Source organism: Pimelobacter simplex (assembly GCF_024662235.1).
Classification (GTDB): domain Bacteria; phylum Actinomycetota; class Actinomycetes; order Propionibacteriales; family Nocardioidaceae; genus Nocardioides.
Genome location: NZ_CP096276.1, coordinates 1,684,433 through 1,700,237, shown reverse-complemented (window position 1 = coordinate 1,700,237; position 15,805 = coordinate 1,684,433). Strand labels below are relative to the sequence as shown.

Genomic DNA, 15,805 nt, shown 5'->3' with positions numbered 1-15,805 from the left:
GTATGTCTGGGGTTGGTCTTCATGTGGACGCGCAGCACACCAAGTGTTCATCTTGTGTGTTGTTGGGTGTGTTGGGGGTTTGTTGTGGCAAGTCTTCGGCCTATTAGTACCGGTCGGCTAGGCATTGCTGCTGTACACCTCCGGCCTATCAACCCAATCATCTTTTGGGGGCCTTAACCCACAAGGGGTGGGAAACCTCATCTTGAAACGTGCTTCCCGCTTAGATGCGTTCAGCGGTTATCACTTCCGAACGTAGCCAACCAGCCATGCACCTGGCGGTACAACTGGCACACCAGAGGTTCGTCCATCCCGGTCCTCTCGTACTAGGGACAGCCTTTCTCAAGTTTCCTACGCGCGCGGCGGATAGGGACCGAACTGTCTCACGACGTTCTAAACCCAGCTCGCGTGCCGCTTTAATGGGCGAACAGCCCAACCCTTGGGACCTACTCCAGCCCCAGGATGCGACGAGCCGACATCGAGGTGCCAAACCATCCCGTCGATATGGACTCTTGGGGAAGATCAGCCTGTTATCCCCGGGGTACCTTTTATCCGTTGAGCGACAACGCTTCCACTCGCAGTTGCCGGATCACTAGTTCCGACTTTCGTCCCTGCTCGACATGTCTGTCTCACAGTCAAGCTCCCTTGTGCACTTACACTCAACACCTGATTGCCAACCAGGCTGAGGGAACCTTTGAGCGCCTCCGTTACTCTTTGGGAGGCAACCGCCCCAGTTAAACTACCCATCAGGCACTGTCCCTGAACCAGATCATGGCCCTAGGTTAGACATCTAGTACGACCAGAGTGGTATTTCAACGTTGACTCCACAACCACTGGCGTGGCCGCTTCACAGTCTCCCACCTATCCTACACAAGCCGAACCAAACACCAATGCCAAACTATAGTAAAGGTCCCGGGGTCTTTCCGTCCTGCCGCGCGTAACGAGCATCTTTACTCGTAGTGCAATTTCGCCGAGTCCATGGTTGAGACAGTAGGAAAGTCGTTACTCCATTCGTGCAGGTCGGAACTTACCCGACAAGGAATTTCGCTACCTTAGGATGGTTATAGTTACCACCGCCGTTTACTGGGGCTTAAATTCTGAGCTTCGACTTACGTCTAACCCGTCCTCTTAACCTTCCAGCACCGGGCAGGAGTCAGTCCGTATACATCGTCTTACAACTTCGCACGGACCTGTGTTTTTAGTAAACAGTCGCTTTCCCCTGGTCTCTGCGGCCCTTCCCGCTTCCCCAGCAAGTGGGTACACGATCCGGGCCCCCCTTCTCCCGAAGTTACGGGGGCATTTTGCCGAGTTCCTTAACCATGGTTGTCTCGATCGCCTCGGTATTCTCTACCTGATCACCTGAGTCGGTTTCGGGTACGGGCGGCTCATGGCTCGCTAGAGGTTTTTCTCGACAGCATAGGATCACCCACTTCCCCCCTACGGGGTCGGCATCACATCTCAGGGCTACCGATCAAACGGCCGTGTGGCGGATTTGCCTACCACACCCCCTACATGCTTACCCGCCGTCTACCATCGCGGCGGTTGGGCTACCTTCCTGTGTCACCCCATCGCTTGACTACTACCGGGTCGGGTCCCACGCTCCACACCAAGCTCTCCGTCCGAAGACATCGATACGAGGTGCTTTGGGTGGTTAGCATCACCGGGCTCATCATGGGCGCCATTTCGCCGGTACGGGAATATCAACCCGTTGTCCATCGACTACGCCTGTCGGCCTCGCCTTAGGTCCCGACTCACCCAGGGCAGATTAGCTTGACCCTGGAACCCTTGATCAATCGGCGCACGGGTTTCTCACCCGTGATTCGCTACTCATGCCTGCATTCTCACTCGTGTCACATCCACACCTGGATCACTCCGGCGCTTCACCCGTGACACGACGCTCCCCTACCCAACCGCACCCCTGGACCACCATCAAGTAGTGGCCTGGGTTAAATGCGATTGCCATGGCTTCGGCGGGCGGCTTGAGCCCCGCTACATTGTCGGCGCGGAATCACTTGACCAGTGAGCTATTACGCACTCTTTCAAGGGTGGCTGCTTCCAAGCCAACCTCCTGGTTGTCACTGCGACTCCACATCCTTTTCCACTTAGCCGCCTCTTAGGGGCCTTAGCCGATGGTCTGGGCTGTTTCCCTCTCGACTATGAAGCTTATCCCCCACAGTCTCACTGCCACGCTCACACTTACCGGCATTCGGAGTTTGGCTAACGTCAGTAACCTGGTCGGGCCCATCGGCTATCCAGTGCTCTACCTCCGGCAAGAAACACGCAACGCTGCACCTAAATGCATTTCGGGGAGAACCAGCTATCACGGAGTTTGATTGGCCTTTCACCCCTATCCACAGGTCATCCCCTCCATTTTCAACTGAAGTGGGTTCGGTCCTCCACGCCGTCTTACCGGCGCTTCAACCTGCCCATGGATAGATCACTCCGCTTCGGGTCTAGAACACGCGACTCAAACGCCCTATTCAGACTCGCTTTCGCTACGGCTACCCCACACGGGTTAACCTCGCCACGTATCGCTAACTCGCAGGCTCATTCTTCAAAAGGCACGCCATCACCCTCACAGGCTTTGACGGATTGTAGGCACATGGTTTCAGGTACTATTTCACTCCCCGCCAGGGGTACTTTTCACCTTTCCCTCACGGTACTGGTCCGCTATCGGTCATCGAGGAGTATTTAGGCTTAACGGGTGGTCCCGCCAGATTCACACACCATTCCAGGAGTAGCGTGTTACTTGGGAAATGCTGAACACAGCCAGACCCTATCGTCTACGGGGCTATCACCCGCTACGGCACCGCTTTCCAACGGACTTCGACCTCGTGTCTGGTTTCTTACTGTGCGCCACCCCGGCAGAGGCAACAACAACACTCCCACAACCCCCACTCCACAACGCCTGCCGGCTATCACATGAAGTAGGTTTAGCCTCATCCGATTTCGCTCGCCACTACTCTCGGAATCACGGTTGTTTTCTCTTCCTAAGGGTACTGAGATGTTTCACTTCCCCTTGTTCCCTCCACACACCCTATTTCATTCAGGTGCAGGTAACACGACATAACTCGTGCTGGGTTTCCCCATTCGGACATCCCCGGATCAACGCTCGGTTGCCAACTCCCCAGGGCATATCGCAGGCTCCCACGTCCTTCATCGGCTCTCGATGCCAAGGCATCCACCATGTGCCCTTAACAACTTGCCCACAACAAACCACCAACACACACAACAACACCTCCACCAACAACCCCGAAGAGCTGCCGAAGACGATGCGTCAACTACCTGTGCACATGCCGGCGGTCCCATCATGGAACAAACCATAATAGAGAACACACACAAACAATCATCACGAAACAAACACTATTATATGCTCGCGTCCACTATGAAGAAATCAAACAGCCAGAAGCCGACCAGCACCACAAACCCACATCCGGGGCCTGCAGCGTCTGATGCCTCAGACACCCAACAGCGTGCCATACAAACTCACAACCAAACCACCCAACAAACGCCGGGCTTAAGCTGCAAACGATCATTGTGTTCCACTAGTGAACACCCCCAACGCATCCAGCACATTCGGCTGATGTCACGGGGTGTGCTCCTTAGAAAGGAGGTGATCCAGCCGCACCTTCCGGTACGGCTACCTTGTTACGACTTCGTCCCAATCGCCAGCCCCACCTTCGACGGCTCCCCCCACAAGGGTTAGGCCACCGGCTTCGGGTGTTGCCGACTTTCGTGACGTGACGGGCGGTGTGTACAAGGCCCGGGAACGTATTCACCGCAGCGTTGCTGATCTGCGATTACTAGCGACTCCGACTTCATGGGGTCGAGTTGCAGACCCCAATCCGAACTGAGACCGGCTTTTTGGGATTCGCTCCCCCTCACGGGATCGCAGCCCTTTGTACCGGCCATTGTAGCATGCGTGAAGCCCTGGACATAAGGGGCATGATGACTTGACGTCATCCCCACCTTCCTCCGAGTTGACCCCGGCAGTCTCCCATGAGTCCCCGGCATAACCCGCTGGCAACATGGAACGAGGGTTGCGCTCGTTGCGGGACTTAACCCAACATCTCACGACACGAGCTGACGACAGCCATGCACCACCTGTACACCAGTATCAATGAGACCCCTATCTCTAGGGGCTTCCGGTGTATGTCAAACCCAGGTAAGGTTCTTCGCGTTGCATCGAATTAATCCGCATGCTCCGCCGCTTGTGCGGGCCCCCGTCAATTCCTTTGAGTTTTAGCCTTGCGGCCGTACTCCCCAGGCGGGGCGCTTAATGCGTTAGCTACGGCACGGAATCCGTGGAAAGGACCCCACACCTAGCGCCCAACGTTTACGGTGTGGACTACCAGGGTATCTAATCCTGTTCGCTCCCCACACTTTCGCTCCTCAGCGTCAGGTAATGCCCAGAGAACCGCCTTCGCCACCGGTGTTCCTCCTGATATCTGCGCATTTCACCGCTACACCAGGAATTCCATTCTCCCCTGCATACCTCTAGTCTGCCCGTATCGAAAGCAAGCAACGAGTTAAGCCCGCTGTTTTCACTCCCGACGCGACAAACCGCCTACGAGCCCTTTACGCCCAATAATTCCGGACAACGCTCGGACCCTACGTATTACCGCGGCTGCTGGCACGTAGTTGGCCGGTCCTTCTTCTGTACCTACCGTCACTTTCGCTTCGTCGGTACTGAAAGAGGTTTACAACCCGAAGGCCGTCATCCCTCACGCGGCGTTGCTGGATCAGGCTTCCGCCCATTGTCCAATATTCCCCACTGCTGCCTCCCGTAGGAGTCTGGGCCGTGTCTCAGTCCCAGTGTGACCGGTCACCCTCTCAGGCCGGCTACCCGTCAAAGCCTTGGTGAGCCATTACCTCACCAACAAGCTGATAGGCCGCGAGCACATCCTGGACCGAAAAACTTTCCACCACCACTAGATGCCTAGAGTGGTCATATCCGGTATTAATCACCGTTTCCGGTGGCTATCCCAGAGTCCAGGGCAGATTACTCACGTGTTACTCACCCGTTCGCCGCTCGAGTACTCCCGAAGGAGCCTTTCCGCTCGACTTGCATGTGTTAAGCACGCCGCCAGCGTTCGTCCTGAGCCAGGATCAAACTCTCCATAAGAAAATTCTAACCTGACAATCGACGGACACTGACAACAACGTTGTCAGAATCATCATCATTGCCACAAACACACATCCAACCAAGAAGGCCGGACGCACAAACGTCACAACAATCTATTTGCATGACACACTGTTGAGTTCTCAAACATCACACGCTCTCGCGCTCTCACCCTGGTGGGCTTAAGTCGCGGGGCAACCTGTGAAACCTTACCCGGTTCGTTCCTCCCCGTCAACTCGGCCTGTTCGGCCGGAGTGTCTGGGTGGGGCGAGCCCCGGGTGCTGGGCACACGACGAAACTTCGTTTGGCTAGGTCTAGGACCTTGGCCCGAAGTTTTTCTGCCGCGTGGCCCGGCAGGAAGAACATTACCAACACATGGCGGCCGGGTTGCAAATCGGGGGGTCCCCCCACGTCCGGAGGGCGTTCTCTGAGCGTGAAATGCGCTCCCGGAGACCCCCTCAGGAGGGCTCGGGACCCTCGGCGCGGGGATGGCGTCGATAGGCGGAGACGGTGGGATCGCCGTCGATCCAGGAGCGCCAGGGGCGGTCGCTGGCCCGGCGCAGGCCGGTCCGCGGCCCGGTCCGTACGACGGAGGCCGGGACCGGCTGGTCCGGCAGCTCGAGCCGGAGGTCGCCGGCGTCGAGGTCGGTGCCGTCCAGGGCGAGGGTGAGGCCGAGGGCCCGGCCGAGACGACCGGGGCCGCGGGCGAGGTCGCGATCGGAGGAACCGGGACGACGTTCGCGCGCGAGGTCGAGGCCGGCGACGACCTCGCCGGCGCGGAGCAGGACGGCGCCCGGGCCGTGCTCCTCCCCCACGGTGACGTTGGCGCAGATGTGGATGCCGTGGCTGAGGTAGCAGTAGAGCCGGCCGGCGGGGCCGAACATGGTCGCGTTGCGCCGGGTCCGGCCGCGGTAGGCGTGGGAGCCGGGATCGGTGGCGCCGGCGTAGGCCTCCACCTCCGTCAGCCGTACGGCGACCGCGCCGTGGCGCAAAACGGCACCGAGCAGCCGGGGCGCCACCTCGAGGGGCGGCGCCGCCAGCTGCTCGGCGAGCGACATGGTTCCGGGCGGGGTCCGGGACTCAGGCCAGGGCGGTGCGGGCGTCGGAGACGCGGGAGCGCAGCTCGGCGAGCTGCTCGGTGACCCGGACGGGCGACGTACCGCCGCGGCCGTCGCGCGAGGCGACGGAGCCCTCGACGGTCAGGACGCTGCGCACGTCGGGCGTGAGGTGCGGCGAGATCGCGGCGAACTGCTCGTCGCTGAGCTCGTCGAGCTCGATGCCGAGCCCCTCGCACTCACGCACGCAGGCTCCGGCCAGCTCGTGGGCGATCCGGAAGGCCACTCCCTGCTTGACCAGCCACTCCGCGATGTCGGTGGCGAGCGAGAAGCCCTGGGGGGCGAGCTCGCCCATCCGGGCGGTGTCGAAGACGAGCGTCGCCATCTGCCCGGTGAACGCGGGCAGCAGCACCTCGAGGGTGTCGACGGAGTCGAAGACCGGCTCCTTGTCCTCCTGGAGGTCCCGGTTGTAGGCGAGCGGGAGGGCCTTGAGCGTGGTGAGCAGGCCGGCGAGGTTGCCGACCAGGCGGCCGGCCTTGCCGCGGGCGAGCTCGGAGATGTCGGGGTTCTTCTTCTGGGGCATGATGCTCGACCCCGTCGACCAGGAGTCGTGGAGCGTCGCGAAGCCGAACTCCTTGGTCGCCCAGAGGATGACCTCCTCGGCGATCCGGCTGATGTCGATGCCGGTCTGCGCGGCCACGAAGGCGAACTCGGCGACGAAGTCGCGCGAGGCCGTGCCGTCGATCGAGTTGGCCGTGGAGCCGGTGAAGCCGAGCTCGCGGGCGACCAGCTCGGGGTCGAGGCCGAGGCTCTGGCCCGCCAGCGCCCCCGATCCGTACGGCGAGTCGCCGGCCACCCGCCGCCGCCAGTCGCCGAGGCGCTCGACGTCGCGGAGCAGGGCCCACGCGTGGGCGAGCAGGTGGTGCGAGAGCAGCACCGGCTGGGCGTGCTGGAGGTGGGTGCGCCCCGGCATGATCGCCGCTCCCCCGTCGACGGAGGTCAGGTGCGTGTCCGCCTGGGTGGCCAGGGCGTCGACGAGGTCGAGCACCAGGCCGGCCACGGTCACCGAGTGGTCGAGCAGGTAGCAGCGGAAGAGCGTGGCGATCTGGTCGTTGCGCGAGCGCCCGGCGCGCAGCTTGCCGCCGACCTCGGGGCCGACCTCCTCGATGAGGAGCCGCTCGAGCGCACCGTGCACGTCCTCGTCGGAGGGGTCGGGCCGCAGCGAGCCGTCGCGGAAGCGTGCGGCGAGGGCGTCGAGCCCGGCGTGCAGCGTCGCCTCCTCGTCGGCGGTGAGCAGGCCCGCGGCACCGAGCGCCTTGGCGTGGGCGTGGGAGCCGGCGATGTCGTAGAGGCCCAGGCGCCAGTCGAAGTGCGTCGAGCGCGAGAGCGCGTCGAGCTCCGGCGAGGGACCGCCCTCGAAGCGTCCGCCCCAGAGCTTGCCGGTGTTGGTACTCATGACGTTCCTCCCCGGACGTGCGCGATCGCCGCCCGCATCTGGTCGATCAGCCGCGGGTCCACCGCGCGGCCGTCGTGGTCGAGATCGTCGGGGGTCCACCAGGCGGCGTCGAAGATCGACTGCGACTCCAGCTGGTCGAGACCCGCGAAGCTGATCGGCGTCTCCTCCAGGGCGAGCGCGAACAACGTCGACTCGTTGACGTAGTCGCGCCCGTCCCAGGAGAACTCCACCTCGAACGTGCCGAACGGCTCACCCAGCCGCGCGGGGTCCACGGCGATGCCGGTCTCCTCGCGCAGCTCGCGGGCGCCGGCCGCGGCGAGGGACTCCCCCGCGTCGGCCGCTCCCCCGATGGTGAACCAGTAGCGCACCTCGGGCACCGCGGGGTCGCAGCCGAGCAGCAGCAGGACGGTGCCCGCGCTGCTGACCGGGAGCACCCGCGCCACCGTGCGCCGGGTCGGCTCGTGGTGCATGTCAGTCGGTTCCGAGCTCCATGGCGGCCTCCTCGAGGATCGCCTCGCCCTCGTCGCCGCCGTCGGGGTTGGCGGTGATCTGGTCGTAGCCACCGGCCGGCAGCTCACCGAAGAGCGTGCCGTTCTCGACCAGGACGGTGCCCTGGTCGAGGGGCTGGCCGGCGTACAGCTCGAGCTTGGCGCGGCTGTCGGCGATGTCCAGGTTGCGCATGGTGAGCTGGCCGATCCGGTCGGTCGGGCCGAAGGCGGCGTTCTCGACGCGCTCCATCGAGAGCTTCTCGGGGTGGTAGGAGAAGTTCGGGCCGTCGGTCTTGAGGATCGTGTAGTCGTCGCCGCGGCGCAGGCGCAGGGTGACGGTGCCGGTGACGAGCGAGGCGATCCAGCGCTGGATCGACTCGCGCAGCATGAGCGCCTGAGGGTCGAGCCAGCGGCCCTCGTAGAGCAGCCGGCCGAGCTTGCGGCCCTCGAGGTGGTAGTTGGCGAGCGTGTCCTCGTTGTGGATCGCGTTGAGCAGCCGCTCGTACGCCGCGAAGAGCAGCGCCATGCCGGGCGCCTCGTAGATGCCGCGGGACTTTGCCTCGATGATCCGGTTCTCGATCTGGTCGGACATGCCCAGGCCGTGGCGTCCGCCGATCCGGTTGGCCTCGTCGACCAGGGCCACCGCGTCGTCGTACCGCTTGCCGTTGAGGGCGACCGGGCGGCCGGCCTCGAACGTGACGGCGACGTCCTCGGTCTCGATGACGACCGAGGGGTCCCAGAACTTCACGCCCATGATCGGCTCGACGGTCTCGAGCGAGACGTCGAGGTGCTCCAAGGTCTTGGCCTCGTGGGTCGCGCCCCAGATGTTGGCGTCGGTGGAGTAGGCCTTCTCGGTGGAGTCGCGGTAGGGCAGGCCGTGCGCGACGAGCCACTCGCTCATCTCATGGCGACCGCCGAGCTCGGCGACGAAGTCCGCGTCGAGCCAGGGCTTGTAGATCCGCAGCTCGGGGTTGGCCATCAGGCCGTAGCGGTAGAACCGCTCGATGTCGTTGCCCTTGTAGGTCGAGCCGTCGCCCCAGATGTTGACGTCGTCGGCCTGCATGGCGCGCACGAGCATCGTGCCGGTCACGGCGCGGCCGAGCGGGGTGGTGTTGAAGTAGGCCTTGGCGCCGGAGCGGATGTGGAAGGCACCGCACGCGAGCGCGGCGAGACCCTCTTCGACGAGCTGGGGCTTGATGTCGACCGCGCGGGCGATCTCGGCGCCGTACTCGCGGGCGCGGACGGGGACGCCGGCGATGTCCGGCTCGTCGGGCTGGCCGATGTCGGCGGTGTAGGTGCACGGGATGGCGCCCTTGTCGCGCATCCAGGCCACCGCGACGGAGGTGTCGAGGCCGCCGGAGAAGGCGATACCGACGCGCTCTCCCTGAGGCAGGGAGGTCAGGACCTTGCTCAACTCATGAATCCTTTCGGGTGTCGCCTTCGGCGAGAGCGGTGAACTTGTGGGCCAGGGCGTCTCCCCCGGCAGGATCGCGCCCGATGACGAGCACGGTGTCGTCGCCGGCGATGGTGCCGAGGACGTCGCCGAGCTCCACCTTGTCGATGGCGCTGGCGAGGAACTGCGCCGCCCCCGGAGGGGTGCGCAGGACGACGAGGTTGGCACTGGCCTCGGCGCTGACGAGCAGCTCGGAGGCCAGCCGGGACAGCCGGTGCTGCGAGGCGGCGCTCTCGCCGGTGACCGGCGTCCGGTCGCCTCCCTCGGCCGGTACGGCGTAGACGAGGCCGCCGCTGGCCGAGCGCACCTTGACCGCGTCGAGCTCGACGAGGTCGCGGCTCAGCGTGGCCTGGGTGACGTGCACGCCCCGAGCGCCCAGGAGGTCGGCGAGCTCCTGCTGGGACCGCACCTCGCGGGTCTCCAGGAGCTCGACGACGATCGCCTGCCGGGCGTTCTTGGTCATCGGGGTCAGGGCGTGCTCGCTCATCGGCTCAGGCCTGCGCCTTCTCGTGCAGCCAGGTCATGATCGCCTTCTGCGCGTGACGGCGGTTCTCGGCCTCGTCCCACACGACGCTCTGGGGGCCGTCGATGACCTCGGCGGCGATCTCGACCCCGCGGTACGCCGGGAGGCAGTGCATCACGATCGCGTCGGTGTTGGCCGCGGCGACGAGCGCGGGCGTCACCGACCAGGGCCCGAAGACCGCACGCCGGGTCGAGGCCTCGTCCTCCTTGCCCATCGAGATCCAGGTGTCGGTGATGACCACGTCGGCGCCGGTGACGGCTGCGAGCGGGTCTCCGATCGCCGTCGCGGAGCCGCCGGTGGCGGCGCCGATCTCGTTGGCCCGGGCGAACATCTCGTCGGAGGGGACGTAGCGCTCGGGGCCGCTGATCCGGATGTGCATGCCCGCGGTGGCGCCGGCCAGGAGCCAGGAGTTGCCCATGTTGCAGGCACCGTCGCCGAGGAAGGCCGCGGTCAGGCCGGCGAGCTCGCCCTTGTGCTCGGTGATGGTGAGCAGGTCGGCGAGCAGCTGGCACGGGTGGAAGTCGTCGGTGAGCGCGTTGATCACCGGGACGCCGGAGTGGGCGGCCATGTCGTCGAGGTTGGCCTGGGCGTAGGTGCGCCACACGATCTGGGAGGCCTGGCGGTCGAGCACCCGGGTGACGTCCGCGACCGACTCGCGCTTGCCGATGCCGGCCAGCGTGCCGTCGACGAGCATCGGGTGCCCGCCGAGCTCGGCGATGCCCGCGGCGAACGAGGCCTGGGTGCGCAGGGTCGGCTTGTCGAAGATCATCGCGACGGTGCGCGGACCGGCGAGCGGCTGGTGGTCGTAGGGCTCGGCCTTGAGCCGGGCCGCGAGCGCCAGGACCTCGGCCTGCTCGGCCGGGCTGAGGTCGTCGTCGCGCAGGAAGGAGCGGGTGCTCATGCGCTCACCCCCGCCTGGTCGAGGATCGCAGGCCAGGCCGCGAGGAAGGCATCGGTGTCGGCGTCGGTGAGGACGAAGGGCGGCGCCATCCGGATCCGCTCGGGAGTGGCCGCGTTGAGGATGAAACCGGCGTCCTGGGCGGCGGCGACGACCTCGGCGGCCTTGGGCTCGGCCAGGGTGAGCCCGACGAGCAGGCCCGCTCCCCTGGTCTCGACCACGCGGGGGTCGGCGCCGGTGCCCTGCTGGAGCCGGGCGCCGAGCGCGGTGGCGCGGGCGAGCAGGTCGTCCTCGGCGAGCACGTCGAGGACGGCGAGCGCGGCCGCCGCGGCGACCGGGTTGCCGCCGAAGGTCGTGCCGTGGTTGCCCGGGTCGAAGAGCTTGCCGGAGCCGTGGGTCGCCAGGCAGGCGCCGATCGGAATGCCGCCGGCCAGGCCCTTGGCGAGCGTGACGATGTCGGGCACGACCGGGGCGTCGACGAGCGCGGGGTTCTGGTGGGCGAACCAGGTGCCGGTCCGGCCGACGCCCGTCTGGATCTCGTCGAGCCAGAGCAGCGCGCCGTGCTCGTGGGCGATGCGCTGGGCGGCGGGCAGGTAGCTCCGCGGCGGCACGATCACGCCGGCCTCGCCCTGGATCGGCTCGACCAGGACGGCGGCCGTGGTGTCGTCGACGGCGGCCGCGAGCGCGGCCTCGTCGCCGTAGGGCACGAACACGACCTCACCGGGCAGCGGCTCGAAGGGCGCGCGGTAGGCCTCCTTGGAGGTCAGCGCGAGCGCGCCCATGGTGCGGCCGTGGAAGGAGCCCTCGGTTGCGACGATCCGGGTCCGGCCGGTACGACGGGTCAGCTTGAGCGCCGCCTCGTTGGCCTCGGTGCCGGAGTTGGTGAAGAACACCCGCGCGTCGGCGCCGAGCAGGCCCACGAGCCGCTCGGCGAGCGTGATCTGGGGGCCGCTGGCGAAGAAGTTCGAGATGTGGCCGAGGGTCTGCAGCTGCTCGGTCACCGCCGCGACCAGACGCGGGTGCGCGTGGCCGAGGGCGTTGACGGCGATCCCGCCGAGCAGGTCGACGTACTCGCGGCCGTCGGCGTCCCAGACGTGGGCGCCCGCGCCGCGGGCCAGGACCGTCTTGGGCGGGCCGAACGTGTTCATGAGGGAGCCGGCGTACCGCTCGGTCCACTCGGTCGTGGTGGTCACTTCAGGGCCTCCCGGGCCTTGCGGGTCTTGGTCGTGACGCCGGGCAGCACCTGGGTGCCGACGCCTTCATCGGTGAAGAGCTCGAGCAGGACGGCGTGCGCCTGGCGGCCGTCGACGACGGTCGCGCGCTTGACGCCGTCGCGCACGGCCTGCAGGCACGCGCTCATCTTGGGGATCATGCCGCTGGCCAGCGACGGGAGGATCTCCTCGAGCGCCTCGGGGCTGATCTCGCCGATGACCTCCTCGGGGTCCGGCCAGTCGAGGTAGAGACCCTCGACGTCGGTGAGCACGAGGAGCTTCTCGGCGCCGAGCGCGGCGGCCAGCGAGGCGGCCGCGGAGTCGGCGTTGACGTTGTGGACGACGCCGTCGGCGTCGGGCGCGACGCTGGACACGACCGGGATCCGGCCGGCCTCGATGAGGTCGAGGACCGCCTCGGGCCGCACCTGGGCGACCTCGCCGACGAGGCCGAGGTCGACCTCCTCGCCGTCGACGACCGTGCCGGTCTGCTCGGCGGTGAAGAGACCGGCGTCCTCGCCGGACAGGCCGACCGCGAGCGGGCCGTGCTCGTTGATCAGGCCGACCAGCTCGCGCTGGACCTGGCCGACGAGGACCATCCGGACGACGTCCATCGCCTCGGGCGTGGTCACCCGCAGGCCGCCGCGGAACTCGGACTCGATGCCGAGCCGGTCGAGCATCTGGGAGATCTGGGGACCGCCGCCGTGCACGACGACCGGGCGGAAGCCGGCGAAGCGCAGGAAGGCGATGTCCTCGGCGAACGCGCGCTTGAGGGTCTCGTCGGTCATCGCGTTGCCGCCGTACTTAATGACGACGACCTTGCCGTGGTAGGCCTTGAGCCAGGGCAGCGCCCCGGCGAGGGTCTCGGCCTTGAACGGGTCGGGCTTGCCAGGAGTCTCGGTCATGAGGAGTACGCGCTGTTCTCGTGGACGTAGGCGTGGGTGAGGTCGTTGGTCCACACCGTGGCCTGGGCGTCGCCGGCCTTGAGGTCGATGGTGACGGTGACCTTGCGGCCCGACAGGTCGACCAGTGCGGGGTCCTCGGCGGGGGTGCTGTTGCGGCAGACCCAGATGTCGTTCATCGCGACGTCGAGGTTCGCCGGGTCGAACGCGGCCTGCGTCGTACCGACGGAGGCGAGGACGCGGCCCCAGTTGGGGTCCTTGCCGAAGACGGCGGCCTTGAACAGGTTGCTCCGCGCGACGCTGCGGCCGACCTCGACCGCGTCGTCCTCGCTGGCCGCGTTGACGGTGGTGATGGCGATCTCGTGGTCGGCGCCCTCGGCGTCGGCGAGGAGCTGGACCGCCAGCGAGCGGCAGACCTCGGTGAGCGCCGCGGTGAGCTCGGCCAGGCTCGGCGTCACGCCGGAGGCGCCGCTGGCCATGAGGGTGACGGTGTCGTTGGTGGACTGGCAGCCGTCGGAGTCGAGCCGGTCGAACGAGACCCGGGTGGCGGCGCGGAGCGCGGTGTCGAGGTCGGCAGCCGGTACGACGGCGTCGGTCGTGATCACCACGAGCATGGTGGCCAGCGCGGGCGCGAGCATGCCGGCGCCCTTGGCCATGCCGCCGATGGACCAACCGGCCCCCTCGACGACGACCTGCTTGGAGACCGTGTCGGTGGTCATGATCGCCTCGGCCGCGTCGTTGCCGCCGTCGGCGGAGAGCCGGGACTGGAGGGTGGCGACGCCGTCGAGCAGCGTCTGGCGGTCGTTGACCAGCCCGATCAGGCCGGTGGAGCAGACGACCACGTCACCGGCGGCGATGCCGACGAGCTCGCCGACCTTCTCGGCGACCTGGTGGGTGGTCTGGAAGCCCTCGGGGCCCGTGTAGCAGTTGGCGCCGCCGGAGTTGAGGACGACCGCGCGCACGACGCCGTCCTTGACGACCTGCTCGCTCCACAGGACCGGGTTGGCCTTGCAGCGGTTGCTGGTGAAGACCGAGGCGGAGTCGAAGGTGGGGCCTTGGTTGACGACGAGGGCGAAGTCCTTGTTGCCGCTCGACTTCAGGCCGATGGCGGCGCCGGCGGCGACGAAGCCGGCGGGATGGGTGACGCTCATGGTGCGAGTGGTTCCTTTGCGGTGCGGAGGTTCAGACGGGGACGGCGGGGGCGACGGTGTGTCCCGATCGTCGCCACGCCTCCTCCGCCCGGTCCGCCTTGGCGGTGGGCACCAGGATCCAGTCGGTGTCGTGGGTCGAGAGCGTCAGCACGCTGATCTCCTCGTCGGCCAGCGGCGTCAGCAGCGCCAAGAGCACGCCGACCTGGTCGAGGTCGAGCACCCCGTCGACGCTGAACGCCGTGTAGGGCTTGCGGTGGCGCGCCTTCTTGGGGACGCTGCGGCCCGCGCAGATGAGCGAGGTCTCGGTCGCCGTCGCGGTGATCGAGAAGATGGACGACGACTCGGCCCACTCCGGGATCTCCGCGCCCGGCGCCAGCCGGACGATCGCGAGGGTCTCGGGGAAGCGCGAGAGGGAGAAGGTCTGCTGCTCGGTCACGGGGCCAGTCCTACCGTCGTCAGGCCCGTGGTCTCGTCGAGACCCAGGGCGAGGTTCATGCACTGCACGGCGGCGCCGGCGGTGCCCTTGGCGAGGTTGTCGATCGCGCCGACGGCGACGAGCCGGCCGGCCGCCGCGTCGACGGTCACCTGGAGGTGCACGGCGTTGGAGCCGAGCACCGCCTGGGTCTGGGGCCACTGTCCGGCGGGCAGGACGTGGACGAAGGGCTCGTCGGCGTAGGCCTTGGCGTAGACGGCATGGGCGTCCTCCGCGCTGAGCGGAGCCGCGAGCGGCGCCGAGCAGGTGGCGAGGATGCCGCGGGCCATCGGGACGAGCAGCGGCGTGAAGCTGACCTTGACCTCGGCGTCGGTGAGCCGGCCGAGGTTCTGGGTGATCTCGGGGGTGTGCCGGTGCACGCCGCCCACGCCGTAGGCGCTCGTGTTGCCCATGACCTCGCTGCCGAGTAGGTGCGGCTTGGCGGCCTTGCCGGCGCCGCTGGTGCCGGAGGCGGCGACCACCACGACGTCCGGTACGACGAGCCCGGCGGCCACCGCGGGGGCGAGGGTCAGCGAGGAGATCGTCGGGTAGCACCCCGGTACGGCGACCCGCCGGGCGCCGCGGAGCAGGTCCCGGTTGCCGGGCAGCTCGGGCAGCCCGTAGGGCCAGGTGCCGGCGTGGGGGCTGCCGTAGAACCGCTCCCACACGGCGGCGTCCTCGAGCCGGAAGTCGGCGCCGCAGTCGACGACCACCACGGCGGGGTCGTGCGCGGAGAGCGCCTCGGCGAGCGCACCGGACTGGCCGTGCGGCAGGCCGAGGAAGACGACGTCGTGCCCGGCGAGCACCTCGACGGTGGTCGGCTCGAGCACCCGGTCGGCCAGCGGCAGCAGGTGCGGCTGGAGGGCACCGAGCCGCTCCCCCGCGTTGCTGCCCGCGGTGACCGCGCCGATCTCGACGCCGGGGTGACCCAGCAGCAGCCGCAGCACCTCGCCTCCGGCGTACCCGCTGGCGCCGGCGACGGCGACCTTCACCTTGCTCATGTGCATGAATATACAAGACCCTGCATGAAGTCGCGAAAGGGGCCCGCTGAAAGCGCCCGCGGATCCGGTGAAGCCGAAC

Annotated in this window: 11 protein-coding genes and 2 rRNA genes; all 13 read right to left on the bottom strand. The window is 66.7% G+C overall.

The window, feature by feature from the left end; all coding sequences use genetic code 11:
- Positions 1–83 precede the first annotated feature (83 nt).
- Positions 84–3,205: ribosomal RNA gene (locus M0M48_RS08120) — 23S ribosomal RNA — on the bottom strand.
- 398 nt (positions 3,206–3,603) lie between these two features.
- Positions 3,604–5,122: ribosomal RNA gene (locus tag M0M48_RS08115) — 16S ribosomal RNA — on the bottom strand.
- The 16S and 23S rRNA genes sit together here, the layout of an rRNA operon.
- Positions 5,123–5,577: 455 nt before the next feature.
- Complete coding sequence (locus M0M48_RS08110) at positions 5,578–6,177, bottom strand: DNA-3-methyladenine glycosylase (protein WP_257750743.1); 600 nt, start codon at positions 6,175–6,177, stop codon at positions 5,578–5,580.
- Positions 6,178–6,199: 22 nt separating this feature from the next.
- The gene (gene argH / locus M0M48_RS08105; protein WP_257750742.1) at positions 6,200–7,630 is read right to left on the bottom strand and encodes an argininosuccinate lyase; all 1,431 of its coding nucleotides are present in this window, start codon (positions 7,628–7,630) and stop codon (positions 6,200–6,202) included.
- Positions 7,627–8,100, bottom strand: coding sequence for an NUDIX hydrolase (locus M0M48_RS08100; RefSeq protein WP_215814952.1), 474 nt, complete (start codon positions 8,098–8,100; stop codon positions 7,627–7,629). The genes argH and M0M48_RS08100 overlap by 4 nt, the downstream gene beginning before the upstream one ends.
- 1 nt (position 8,101) lies before the next feature.
- Positions 8,102–9,532 carry an argininosuccinate synthase gene (argG, locus tag M0M48_RS08095; protein WP_257750741.1) on the bottom strand — a complete coding sequence of 477 codons (1,431 nt, stop codon included), beginning with the start codon at positions 9,530–9,532 and terminating at the stop codon, positions 8,102–8,104.
- A 1-nt stretch (position 9,533) separates the two neighbouring features.
- Positions 9,534–10,058, bottom strand: coding sequence for an arginine repressor (locus tag M0M48_RS08090; protein ID WP_215814954.1), 525 nt, complete (start codon positions 10,056–10,058; stop codon positions 9,534–9,536).
- 4 nt (positions 10,059–10,062) lie between these two features.
- The gene (gene argF / locus M0M48_RS08085) at positions 10,063–10,995 is read right to left on the bottom strand and encodes an ornithine carbamoyltransferase (protein WP_257750740.1); all 933 of its coding nucleotides are present in this window, start codon (positions 10,993–10,995) and stop codon (positions 10,063–10,065) included.
- Positions 10,992–12,185 (bottom strand): acetylornithine transaminase, encoded by a 1,194-nt coding sequence (locus M0M48_RS08080; RefSeq protein WP_257759322.1) that lies wholly within the window; start codon positions 12,183–12,185, stop codon positions 10,992–10,994. Before M0M48_RS08080 ends, argF begins: the two co-directional genes overlap by 4 nt.
- Complete coding sequence (gene argB / locus M0M48_RS08075) at positions 12,182–13,105, bottom strand: acetylglutamate kinase (RefSeq protein WP_215814956.1); 924 nt, start codon at positions 13,103–13,105, stop codon at positions 12,182–12,184. The genes M0M48_RS08080 and argB overlap by 4 nt, the downstream gene beginning before the upstream one ends.
- Positions 13,102–14,253 carry a bifunctional glutamate N-acetyltransferase/amino-acid acetyltransferase ArgJ gene (gene argJ, locus M0M48_RS08070; RefSeq protein ID WP_257750739.1) on the bottom strand — a complete coding sequence of 384 codons (1,152 nt, stop codon included), beginning with the start codon at positions 14,251–14,253 and terminating at the stop codon, positions 13,102–13,104. Before argJ ends, argB begins: the two co-directional genes overlap by 4 nt.
- A gap of 31 nt (positions 14,254–14,284) precedes the next feature.
- Positions 14,285–14,689: an ACT domain-containing protein gene (locus M0M48_RS08065; RefSeq protein WP_215814958.1), complete on the bottom strand. Its 405-nt coding sequence runs from the start codon at positions 14,687–14,689 to the stop codon at positions 14,285–14,287.
- Positions 14,686–15,732 carry an N-acetyl-gamma-glutamyl-phosphate reductase gene (gene argC, locus M0M48_RS08060; protein ID WP_257750738.1) on the bottom strand — a complete coding sequence of 349 codons (1,047 nt, stop codon included), beginning with the start codon at positions 15,730–15,732 and terminating at the stop codon, positions 14,686–14,688. The genes M0M48_RS08065 and argC overlap by 4 nt, the downstream gene beginning before the upstream one ends.
- Between the last annotated feature and the right edge of the window lie 73 nt (positions 15,733–15,805).